Raw genomic sequence first — 11,834 nt, forward strand, 5'->3', positions numbered from 1 at the left:
AAAGTGCTGCAAAGCACTTTTAAAAAATTTTTGGATTTTGAGAAAGTACAAAGTGTTGTATCTAGGTTTTGTTAATTTGTAGTTCTTATAAAAATAGAAAGGGGATATTCCTTCTGTTTTTGATTTTTTATTAAAGATGCAAATGTTGAATTACCGTATTTACATCCTTATCACCACGACCAGAGCAGTTAATAATGATGCGCTGATCAGCAGTTAGCTGTGGACAGAGAGTTTCGAGATAGGCGATCGCATGGGATGTTTCCAAAGCGGGAATGATTCCTTCCAAACGAGAGAGTCGTTGAAATGCATCTAGAGCCTCTTGATCGGTGACGCTGTAATATTCAGCACGTCCTAAATCCTTCAGATAGCTATGCTCTGGACCAACTCCAGGGTAATCCAAACCAGCGCTAATGGAATGCGCTTCCTGTACTTGTCCCTCAGTATCTTGCAATAAATAGCTCATTGCACCATGTAATACGCCAACACGTCCGAGAGTGAGAGTGGCGGCATGAAACTCAGTGTTTGTACCTTTACCAGCGGCTTCCACCCCGATTAAACGGACGCTTGGCTCATCGACAAATTCGTGAAATAGTCCCATCGCATTGGAGCCACCACCCACGCAAGCCAGCAAAATATCTGGTAAACCGCCCCATTTCTCTTGGCTCTGGCGACGACTCTCCTTACCAATCACCGCATGAAAATCACGCACAATCATTGGGTAAGGATGGGGGCCCGCAACGGAACCCAGAATATAATGGGTATCGACGACATTAGTTACCCAATCACGAATTGCTTCAGATGTGGCATCCTTGAGCGTACCAGTACCCGCCTCAACGGGGCGTACTTCTGCACCCATGAGTTTCATACGGAAGACATTGAGAGACTGACGCTCCATGTCTTGCACACCCATGTAAATCACACAATCTAAACCAAAACGAGCGCAAACTGTTGCTGTAGCTACGCCATGCTGTCCTGCACCTGTTTCGGCGATTACGCGCTTTTTGCCCATGCGGATCGCTAGAAGTACTTGAGCTAGCGCATTATTGATTTTATGTGCGCCTGTGTGGTTGAGGTCTTCACGCTTTAGGTAAATTTGAGCTGTCCCATAGTGCTGCGTCAATCTCTCCGCAAAATATAGAGGGCTAGGTCTACCCACATAGTCCCGCAAATAGCCGTCTAATTCACTGTTAAAATCTGGATCATTTTTGTAATGATAAAAGGCGGTTTCTAGCTCAGTAAGAGCGCTCATAAGGGTTTCGGGAACATATTTGCCCCCGAAAATACCAAACCGTCCTAAGGTATCGGGACGATTGACGATTGTGGATGGTGCAGTTGTTTTGGGTGCGATCGGCGTTGTGGTCATTGCGGTGGATCTTGACTGATGAGTTAGCTACTATTAAAACTTGCTTGGGGTGCTTATGGCACTGTATTTAGGATAACAAATTTTGAAAGTGCCGCGAAGCGGCACTTTCAAAATTTTCACTGTTTTTTAAGTCAGTACTTTGCGCTGTAACATATAGCTATAGCCACCTGTATCAGAACACATCAACCCCAAAAATAGTGTGAGGCGGCGCTTCGCGCCGCCTCACACTATTTGGGGTTGATGTCCTAACAAGAATGGCGACAGATATATACCAAAAGATGAATCAGTTTCATGAATCAAGAAGACATCCGATCGCTAGAAATTACAAATTATCCTGTAGCAGGAGTAGACGAAGTTGGAAGGGGTTGTCTATTTGGTGAAGTAGTGGCGGCGGCGGTGATTTTGCCCATTGATCAATTTGCTTATTTAGAAGAGTTCGGCGTAACTGATAGCAAAAAGCTCTCACCTCAACGCCGCGATAAGTTAGATCTGCTCATTCGTGAAGTTGCGATCGCCTGTGAAATTGGTACAGCATCAGTTGAGGAAATCGATGAAATGAATATTCTCGCAGCGAGTTTACTGGCGATGGAAAGGGCGATCGCCAAGCTAAATCCACAGCCTAAGCATTGTCTGATCGATGGCAATCAACTTTTACGATTTAAACTCATAGCCCCAATTCCACAAACTACTGTGATTAAAGGGGATTCTCTATCAATATCAATTGCGGCGGCAAGCATTATCGCGAAGGTATGGCGCGATCACCGCATGGTTGAACTCGCGGAAATCTATACAGGTTATGACATCGCTACAAATAAGGGCTATGGCACGCCTAAACATCGACAGGCGATCGCGCAATTAGGTTACAGTGATTTACATCGTAAAACGTTTAAAATCAAAGAAGTGATAGCGAAGCAATCACTTCTTTGATTTATGCAAAAGAACCAAATGTAGGGGCAATTCATGAATTGCCCCTACGGTAAAACAAGGGTTTCAAGTTTTTTTTGCGTAAGTCCTAACTTCTTTAAAACACAAAGACTATGCGTTTAATACATACATCTGATTGGCATTTAGGAAGAAAGTTAAAAGGAGTCGATCGCACCCCTGAAATTGCCTTAGCCCTAGAGGAAATCCTCAAATATGCAAAAGAATATGAAGTGGATGCAGTCCTCATATCAGGCGATATCTTTGATGTACCTAACCCTACAACGGATGCAGAGCGAATTGCCTATGATTTTTTCTATAAGCTAAATCAGTTAAGTATTCCCTCAGTAGCGATCGCAGGAAATCATGATTCGGCTAATCGCATTGATAGTCTTGCCCATTTACTATCCCTTGCAGGAGTGAGAGCCTTAGGTCGCCCCAGAATTGCCGAAGAAGGCGGCGTGGTGAATATTGATACAGCCAATGGCAAGCTTTGTATCGGTGCAATGCCCTTTGCATCTGAACGGAAGTTATTAGCAGCCGAGGATGTCTGGAATAAGGATGCTCTAGAACAGCGCAATGATTACAAAACGACAGTTACCTATGTTCTTCAGAATCTCGCTAGCGCCTTTAAAACCGATGCAGTAAATGTGATGATGGCGCACATGACTATTGAGGGAGCTAAATTTACAGGTTCTGAGGCGGCTTTTTACAGTGGTGATGTTTATAGCTTGTCAGGACAATCGATTCCTTCAGAATGCCAATATGTAGGCTTAGGACATATCCATCGACCACAACAGATTCCCAATGCTGCGCCGACCTATTATGCTGGCTCTGTAATTCAAGTGGATTTTGGAGAAGTGGGCGAAGAAAAAGGATTTAACTTGATTGAAGTGGAAACTGGGCGACCTGCAAAAGTGCAATTTCAACCCCTCACCTGTCATAAACCACTCAAGCGAGTGGAATGTCATTTAGAACAATTAGATGAGCATCTAGAAGCCCATCGTGATTATGAAGGCTATTTGAAATTTGCGATCGCTGTGGATACGCCGCCCATCGGACTTGCGGATCGAGTGCGAAAAGTTTGCCCTCAAGCAGTGATGATCGAGCCAAAGTTAATCGTGAATGAATCGGCACAAGCTCCTGAACCAAAAGATTACGATCGCTTTGATCCGATCACTGAGTTTCAAAAGTTTTATAGCGATCGGGAAAAAAACTTATCTCCTGAAGTAATTACTGCTTTTAAAGAGTTGTATATGGAATTTAGCGAAGTACCCGCTTAAAAATAACGACTAGTTGATTATTGATATTCTACAAGAAGTTTCCTGATGCGCCCCCTTGAGTTAATTGTCGAAGGATTTACTATTTCTAGGTATGAATAGATGATATTAGATAACGAAAACCAGAATCTAAAAGTCCATGAGTGGATTAAGGAATATACCGAAGAAGGCACGATTGATATCGTTACAGGCTATTTCACGGTTGGGGCTTTAGCTTATCTTTCGCAGCAGGTTAATCAAAAAATTACGAAGTTTCGGCTAGTACTGGGAGATATCGTTAACTTAGATCAAGTTGATGATCGCCCCTTAGATTTACTAAATGAGAACATTACGATAGAGGCGGCATTAAATCTTAGTCGTCTGGCTCAGGAAGCAGTCGATTTTTTAAAGCAGGACAAGGTTAAGGCAAAAACTTTAGAGCCAAATTTTTGTCATGCTAAGTGCTACTTGTTTGAGCCATCAGAAAAAAACGATCGCAACAAATACTTTATTTCAGGTAGCTCAAACCTGACGGAAGCGGGGATTGGTTTAAAGCAAACTAATAATCTGGAACTTAATATTGCTGAGACGGGAAACAATAGCCAATATAAAGAGCTAGTTGAATGGTTTGAGACTCTCTGGCATAAGCCTCAAGCTCACAAAGAGAAGACTATTCTGGCTAAGGATGGGACGAGTAAAAAGATTGATTTTAAGCAATATCTGATTGAGGCGATCGCGAAGATATTTATCGAATATTCGCCACGGGATATTTACTACAAGATTCTATTTGAGCTATTTGGCAATCAAATTCTAGAAATTGAGAACGATCCTGAGTTTAATCGTCAAGTTGGCAGGTTAGAAAATACGGCGGTTTTTAATGCTCTCTATGACTTCCAGAAAAAAGGAGTCTTAAGTTTAATTCGGATGCTTCAGAAATATGATGGGGCAATCTTAGCGGACGCAGTAGGCTTGGGTAAAACTTGGAGCGCTTTGGCGGTAATGAAGTTTTTCCAGATGCAGGGGCGCGAGGTGATCTTGCTTTGTCCTAAGAAACTGGAGGATAACTGGAACCGATACAAGGAAAATCAGGAATCTAAATTTGAAAGTGACAAACTCAAGTTTTTTATGCGCTTTCATACGGATATGAGTAGCTCTCGTTTAGAGTCCTATAGCGATCGCGCTGATAAGTTCTTTCGTGATGATAAGCCGAAGCTGATCGTGATTGATGAAAGTCATAACTTACGGAATGACAAGGCAAATCGTTATAAGTTTCTGGTTGAGCAGATTTTGCAGAAAAACCAAGATGTCAAAGTCTTATTGATATCGGCAACGCCGATCAATAACTCTCTGAATGATGCTAGAAACCAGTTTAAGTTGATGGTGCAGGGGGATGTGCATGGCTATGATGCAAAATTGGGTGTCAGAAATATTGATTATTCGTTTAAGCAAGCTCAGACAATGTTTAATGAATGGCGCAAAGATGACAATCCTAAAATTGGAGACTTTATTAAAAAACTGTCTGGCAATGATTTCTTTCGATTGACTGACTCTTTGCTCGTAGCACGAACTCGCAAGATGGTTGAGAGTCAGGAGACTGATTTAATCTTTCCTGTCAAAAATAAGCCCGTAAACTTGTTTGTAACACCACATCAGCTTGGTAATTTTGAAACCTTTGAGGAATTGTTTGAGCATTTCCCCCCGATGCTGTCAGGCTATCAACCAGCATTTTATTTAGATGATGGTTTGGATAATAAGTCGGGCGTAAAAAAAGATGTATTGAAGGATGAAAAACTACGCGATCGCTTTCTGGTCAAAATGATTTATATCTTGATGGTGAAGCGGTTAGAGTCTTCTTGGTTTTCGTTTTATTCAACAGTTGAGAAGATTAAGGATCATCATCAAAATGCTTTAGATAAGATTAAGGCATATCAAGCAAATAAAGCAAAACCAGTAACCCTAGAAAATGATGCGGTTAATTTGGATGACGATCAAAATGACGATGAGTTTACAGAAGCGGTTGAGCAGTATACGCTAGGCAAAAAACGCCCGATTAGTATTGCGGAAATTGATCGAGTTGGGAACTTAGACAAATTCAAAGAGGATTTGAAGAAAGATTTAGATGCTCTAGATAAGCTATCGGTCAACTTGCAAAAGTTTGCTGTAAAACTTGACAAAGAGATTGCTCCAACTTCAAAAAAATCAGAACGTCTGAAATCCTGTGATGACAAGTTGAAGGCTTTGATTGCAGAGATTGTCAAAAAGCGCAAATCAGGCATAAATAACCATAATCCCAAGGTAGTTATTTTTACGGTCTATCGGGATACGGCAGTATATCTGTTTGAGCAACTTCAAGCGAGAGGGTTTGAGAAGATTGCGATCGCATCAGGGACAGGCTCATATTCAGATGATAGCGATTCCTTCGGATGCGGTTCCCGCCACAAACAGTCTATGGAAGCGATTCTAGAAAGATTTGCACCTTACACTAAGTTATTTTGTGAAAAGGAATGGGCTTTTGATACCGATAAACAAGGGTTAGATGCTTTTGCGGAATGGCAAGAGTGGATTAAAGAAAACCATGCTGATACTCACCAAAAGTTAACTAAGCCCATTGACATCTTGATTGCTACGGATGCTCTCAGTGAGGGGCAGAACTTGCAGGATGCCGATATGGTCATTAATTACGACATTCACTGGAATCCTGTGCGGATTATTCAGCGTATGGGACGGATTGATCGCTTGGGTAGTCCGAATGAGCAGATCTTCGGGATTAATTTCTGGCCGTCGGATAATATTAATTCCTATTTGAATCTACAAGGACGGATTGAGCAACGGATGGCGGCGATGAAGTTGGCTGGGTCAGAGGTGGATCATCAGTTCTCGGATAGCTTTGCCAAGATGGCTCATGATGAAGACTTTGATCGCAAGATGAACGATCGCATGATGGAGCAAATGCTGATTACTTGGGATGACATTGAGGTGAGCGATCAAGGTTTAGGCTTTGATAGTTTGTCTTTGGAGCGCTATCGACAGGATTTACTTGCTGAGTTTAATCGCGATAAGGACAAATATCGCCAGATGCCCAAGGGTGTCTATTCGGGATTTGGGGGAGATGCTGAGAGTAATAGCGGGCTTGTGGCTTTGCTGGGCTATCCTACGAAACCACCGAAGAATCTCGATCATCAATATCAGGTGTTTGATTTGATTTATATCGATAAGTCTGGCAAGTTGGTTTTGAATAATCAAAAGGAAGTCTTAGATTTCCTGACTATAAACAAAGACAAGGAGCGATTTGTTCCTGATGTTGTCGATCGCGGTGATGAGGTGGCGATCGCTGAGTTAGTAACTGCGCTCAAATCTTGGCTTAGTAGTCAATCGGTGCAAACTGAAGTGATGGCGGATGGTACGACTAAGGAGACGATGGGAACGGCGGTGCGAGATCTATTTGGAAAAATTAAAAAGGGTAATCAAATGGCGTTAGATTTTGTGAAGCAAGATGGGAATGTTGATCAAAAATTTCAGGTTGATAAGTTTGACTTGGTGGCGTGGGTGTTGGTGAGTAAATAGTCTGAATTACGGATTTCATGAGATTATGCAGATTTCACGGATTTTTTGGATTAGAATGAGTTGAAATCCTCTAATCCGCCTAATCCGCGATTCAGACGTTGTTTTGAATAGGAGAGTAAATAGCTATGACTATTGCCGTTACCGAAAATATCCGATCGCTTCATGATGTGGAGACAAAGTTGGGTTTGAGCCGATCGCTTGATCCAGATTTTTTTAAGGAATGGCAAGGCGAGTTTGCAGAATTAGTTGATACTGAAAAAAACACTTTAGATCGAATTAAGCAGTCATATTTGTATCATGTTAATGAAGGCTTTTTGTCTGAGGGAACAGTAAATTTGTTGATGGTTTCACCATTGCTGTTTTTGGCGGGTTTTCTGGAGTCTCCTTTTAGTTTGCGAAGTGAAGAGTCAGTTGAGATTAGTGATCGCGGTGGTAATGTTACTTATCACGGCAGAATTGATGCTTTAGTTTTGAATAACAACTTATGGATAGTTTTAGTTGAGGCAAAGCGTTCTAGTTTTTCGTTTTTAGTGGCAGTACCACAGGCTCTTGCTTATATGATGGCAAGTCCAAATGGTGATAAGCCAACCTATGCAATGGTTACTAATGGCGATCATTTTATGTTTGTTAAGCTACAACGATCGCAATATGATCTTTCGGATGATTTTTCACTGTTTAAGCGATCGGGCAATGAACTATATCCCGTGCTGCAAATTTTAAAATCGTTTAAGGAGCTGTAAATAATGAATCTAACTATCTTTAATCAATTAGATTTTCTGCCTGCTTTACGCGAGTTTTTTAAGGTGTTGCAAGTGCCGATCGCTGCGGTGACGGATAAGCCGATCGCTGCTAGGGATATTCTCGAAAGTAATTACAAGGAAAATGAGTCTTTTCGGTTGATTGATGAGGTTTATTTTTTGGGGATGGTTGATGATGCGGCGTTTCGGGGTGGTAAGAGTTTAGATATTTCGCAGATTAAGTCGGATTATGATGGGATTGTTATTTTTGGGGTGACGCTCAAAGTTCGAGAAGGGGGGCGCGATGGTGGTTTGTTGCCAACGCGATCGCAGCTTGCGGAAATCGCACGGGCGTTTAATCGGGAGTTTTGCTATACGCCTGTGGTGGTGGTGTTTCGGTATGCGGGTGCTGATGGGGAATATTTGGCGTTTGCGAATACGGAGCGGTCTAAGTTTAAGCGCAATCGGGAAGGGGAGAAGGCGGGAAAAGTAACGCTGTTAAGGGATATTGATATTAATAATACCCATTCGGGACATAAGAAAATTTTGGCGGATCTCAAGATTCCTAATGCTGGTAAGGATCGGGTGGATTCCTTTGATAAGTTATATAAATATTGGCAAAAGGTACTTGATGTCAGTCTGTTAAATAAGCAGTTTTACAAAGAGGTTTCGACTTGGTATTTTCATGCTTGTAAGCAGGTGGTTTTTCCGAAGGATGCAAAGCCAGACAATCAGGAGAGCTTAATTCGGTTAATTACGCGATTGATGTTTGTGTGGTTCCTGAAAGAGAAGGGGTTAGTGCCTGATGCTTTATTTGATAAAGAAGATATTCAGTCGATTCTCAAGAGTTTAGAACCACAGGAAAGTACTTATTACAAGGCGATCTTGCAGAATTTATTTTTTGCAACGCTGAATACGGAAGGTAAGCGCGAATTTATTAAGGAGAGTTCGGGCGGACGCAATTCGCGGTATATGGTGCATAACACGTTTCGCTATCAGGACTATTTTCAGCAACCAGATCGCGTAATAGAGGACTATTTTGCAGATATTCCATTTTTAAATGGTGGTTTGTTTGAGTGTTTGGATCGCCGCGATGAGAATGAGCCAGAGGTAAGGATTGATGGGTTTAGCAACAATTCTAAAAATCCTTTATCGGTTCCCAATGAATTATTTTTTGGTGAGTTGCAAGATGTGGATCTCAATGCAGATTTTGGTACGAGTCGCAAGAAGTATCAGGTACGAGGCTTAGTCGAAATCTTTAAGAGCTATAAGTTTACGATCGCTGAAAATACGCCTTTTGAGGAAGATGTGGCGCTCGATCCTGAGTTGTTAGGTCAGGTGTTTGAGAATTTATTAGCGGCTTACAATCCTGAAACTCAGACGACAGCTAGGAAACAAACGGGTTCTTTTTATACGCCCCGTGAGATTGTTAATTACATGGTAGATGAGAGTTTGATTGCTTATCTCAAATATCAGTTGTTAAACAAAAATGTAGTATTTCTAGAGGTAGGTAAGAGACAGACAGATATTTTTGGGAATGAGTATAAGGCAGGTCAGTTAACGATTCAAGAGCAGTTAAATCAAAATCCATTTAAGGGTAAGGAGTCTGAGTTAGAGCAGAAGTTGCGACAATTACTTTCCTTTGATGATGTGAATCCTTTTGTGGGTGATGATGCGATTCAGAAGCGTTTGATTCAGGCTTTGGATAATTGCAAGATTCTCGATCCTGCTTGTGGTTCGGGGGCTTTCCCGATGGGTGTTTTGCAGAAGATGGTGCATATTTTAGCGAAGCTCGATCCGCATAATGAGCGATGGAAACATCAACAAAAGGAGAGGGAAATTTTGCCTGTATTAGAGGATTTGCAACAGGCGCAAAAGATTAGCTATGAGCAGGCAAGGGATGCGGCGGTTAGTCAATTACGGGATCGTCTGGCTCAGATTGAAGCAGATTTTGCTAATAACGAGAAGGACTATCCGCGTAAGTTGTTTTTGATTGAGAATTGTATTTATGGGGTGGATATTCAGCCGATCGCTTTGCAGATTGCGAAGTTACGCTGTTTTATTTCGCTGATTGTTGAGCAAAGGGTAGATAATAGCCAACATAATCGGGGTATTTTGCCTTTGCCAAATTTGGAGACTAAGTTTGTGGCGGCGAATAGTTTGATTAGGTTTAGCGATCAGATGAATTTGCGTAGTCCTGCGGTGGAGGTGCTAGAGAAGGAATTAAAAGAGGTTCGGCAAAAGCATTTTACGGCGCGGTCTAAGGCGACTAAGGATAAGTATCGCAATCGTGATCAGGAGTTGCGTAATGCGATCGGGGATTTGTTGAAGGGGACGGGGTTGGAGGTGGCTCTGGCTGATAGTTTGGCGCGTTGGAATCCTTACAATCAAAATACTTCGGCGGATTTTTTTGATGCTGAGTGGATGTTTGGGATTGGTGATGGTTTTGATATTGTGATTGGGAATCCGCCTTATGTGAGACAGGAACAAATTAAGGAACTCAAACCTTTTCTAAATAAGCAGTATGAATGTTATACAGGCGTTGCTGATTTGTATGTTTACTTTTACGAGAAAGCGATACAGATGCTTAAAGATAATGGAAATATAGCTTATATCTCATCAAATAAATGGTTTAAGGCAAACTATGGCGTACCACTACGCAAATACATTGCCGAAAATTGCCAAATTCATACCATTACGGATTTTGGTGAGTTATCGGTATTTAGTGCTGCTACGTTTCCGATGATCTTTATTGCGACTAAGCGAAAAGTTAAACAACAATCACCAATTTTTACACAGGTTAAATCGCTCGATCCGCCTTATCCTGATGTGGAAGCTTTAATTAGTCAAACTGGGAAAACCTTACCTGTCGGTGCAATTAATAAATCGGAATGGATGTTAACTAATTCTGGTGTTTCAGATATTCTTAAAAGAATGGAGAGAGCAGGAATAAAATTAGGCGAATATGTAGATGGTCAAATTTATTATGGAATTAAAACAGGCTTTAATAAAGCTTTTATAATTGATGACAATACAAGAGATGAACTTATTAAAGCAGATCCTAATAGTACACAAATCATCAAGCCTTTAGCCGTAGGAGATGATGTTAGAAAATGGCAGATTAGAGAAAGCAATCAGTGGTTAATTTTTACTAAAAAAGGTATGGATATCAAACAATATCCAGCAATAGAAAAACATCTGTCTTTATATAAGGAGCGGTTAGAAAATAGAGCAGGAGATTCTAAATGGTTTGAATTACAAGCTTCACCAGCAGAAGTTGAAAGATTTGAAAAACCTAAAATTATCTATCCTGATATTGCAAAAGAGTCTCGTTTTGCATTTGATCCACATCAAAAATATATTAATGACTTAGTATTTGCAATTCCAATATCTGATTTTTACTTACTTGGAATTTTAAATTCGAGTCTTATTTGGTATTACCTTTCTAAAAACTCAGCAGTTCTGGGAGATGCAGATAAAGGAGGTCGTTTAAGACTAAAAAAAATCTATGTTAGTAAAATCCCTATCCCCACCGCCACCGAAGCAGAACAAAAAGCAATAGAAACCTTAGTGCAGAAATGCCTAGAAGCCAAAGGTCAAAACGTCACGCAATGGGAACAAGAAATAGATGCGATGGTAGCGCGGCTGTATGGATTGAGTGACGAAGAGATGGAGATAATCAGAGGGAACACGGATTAAGATTTAAATCCCATGTAGGGGTATAGGATTCCCACCACAATTGATGATTTTTAGACCATCTCAAATTGGGAATGCTCTGCCCAAAAACTCACAACGCAGCCACAATTTATCGGTGAAAAGCAAACAGGGTTAAGCATTTGCGATTTAAAATAGTGGCGGAAAGTAAAAAATATTGGCGCAAATGCTAAACCCCTTGTATCTAGGAAGAAAAGTAAAGGATAAAATCTTTACTACAATCCAAACAAGCAAAAGCAGAGATAAACTCGTTAAACCCCTAGGGACACCAAGCCC

General features: G+C 41.2%; 6 protein-coding genes. 5 read left to right on the forward strand and 1 reads right to left on the reverse strand.

What is annotated here, in order from left to right; translation table 11 throughout:
* Nucleotides 1-130 precede the first annotated feature (130 nt).
* Nucleotides 131-1,363, reverse strand: coding sequence for a tryptophan synthase subunit beta (gene trpB / locus H6G05_RS22895; protein ID WP_190581915.1), 1,233 nt, complete (start codon nucleotides 1,361-1,363; stop codon nucleotides 131-133).
* A 291-nt stretch (nucleotides 1,364-1,654) separates the two neighbouring features.
* On the opposite strand from trpB, the gene H6G05_RS22900 reads away from it, so the two are divergent.
* The 5 genes from H6G05_RS22900 (at nucleotide 1,655) to H6G05_RS22920 (ending at nucleotide 11,543) form a co-directional block, all read left to right on the forward strand.
* The gene (locus H6G05_RS22900) at nucleotides 1,655-2,290 is read left to right on the forward strand and encodes a ribonuclease HII (protein ID WP_190581917.1); all 636 of its coding nucleotides are present in this window, start codon (nucleotides 1,655-1,657) and stop codon (nucleotides 2,288-2,290) included.
* Between the two features lie 110 nt (nucleotides 2,291-2,400).
* Complete coding sequence (locus H6G05_RS22905; RefSeq protein WP_190581918.1) at nucleotides 2,401-3,567, forward strand: metallophosphoesterase family protein; 1,167 nt, start codon at nucleotides 2,401-2,403, stop codon at nucleotides 3,565-3,567.
* A gap of 99 nt (nucleotides 3,568-3,666) precedes the next feature.
* A complete protein-coding gene (locus H6G05_RS22910) occupies nucleotides 3,667-7,107 on the forward strand; it encodes a helicase-related protein (RefSeq protein ID WP_190581919.1) in 3,441 nt (1,146 codons plus the stop codon).
* 125 nt (nucleotides 7,108-7,232) lie between these two features.
* Nucleotides 7,233-7,847 carry a type I restriction endonuclease gene (locus tag H6G05_RS22915; protein ID WP_199310737.1) on the forward strand — a complete coding sequence of 205 codons (615 nt, stop codon included), beginning with the start codon at nucleotides 7,233-7,235 and terminating at the stop codon, nucleotides 7,845-7,847.
* Nucleotides 7,848-7,850: 3 nt separating this feature from the next.
* A complete protein-coding gene (locus H6G05_RS22920; protein WP_190581920.1) occupies nucleotides 7,851-11,543 on the forward strand; it encodes an Eco57I restriction-modification methylase domain-containing protein in 3,693 nt (1,230 codons plus the stop codon).
* The last annotated feature ends 291 nt before the right edge of the window (nucleotides 11,544-11,834 follow it).

Origin of the sequence: Phormidium tenue FACHB-1050, assembly GCF_014696925.1 — a bacterium.
In the GTDB taxonomy this organism is placed as follows: Bacteria; Cyanobacteriota; Cyanobacteriia; order Pseudanabaenales; family Pseudanabaenaceae; genus Pseudanabaena.

Bases quoted from the DNA above. Each gene is read 5' to 3' on its own strand.
- H6G05_RS22920 (WP_190581920.1), top strand. From the start codon at position 7,851: ATGAATCTAACTATCTTTAATCAATTAGATTTTCTGCCTGCTTTACGC.
- H6G05_RS22905 (WP_190581918.1), top strand. From the start codon at position 2,401: ATGCGTTTAATACATACATCTGATTGGCATTTAGGAAGAAAGTTAAAA.
- trpB (WP_190581915.1), bottom strand. From the start codon at position 1,363: ATGACCACAACGCCGATCGCACCCAAAACAACTGCACCATCCACAATC.
- H6G05_RS22910 (WP_190581919.1), top strand. From the start codon at position 3,667: ATGATATTAGATAACGAAAACCAGAATCTAAAAGTCCATGAGTGGATT.
- H6G05_RS22900 (WP_190581917.1), top strand. From the start codon at position 1,655: ATGAATCAAGAAGACATCCGATCGCTAGAAATTACAAATTATCCTGTA.
- H6G05_RS22915 (WP_199310737.1), top strand. From the start codon at position 7,233: ATGACTATTGCCGTTACCGAAAATATCCGATCGCTTCATGATGTGGAG.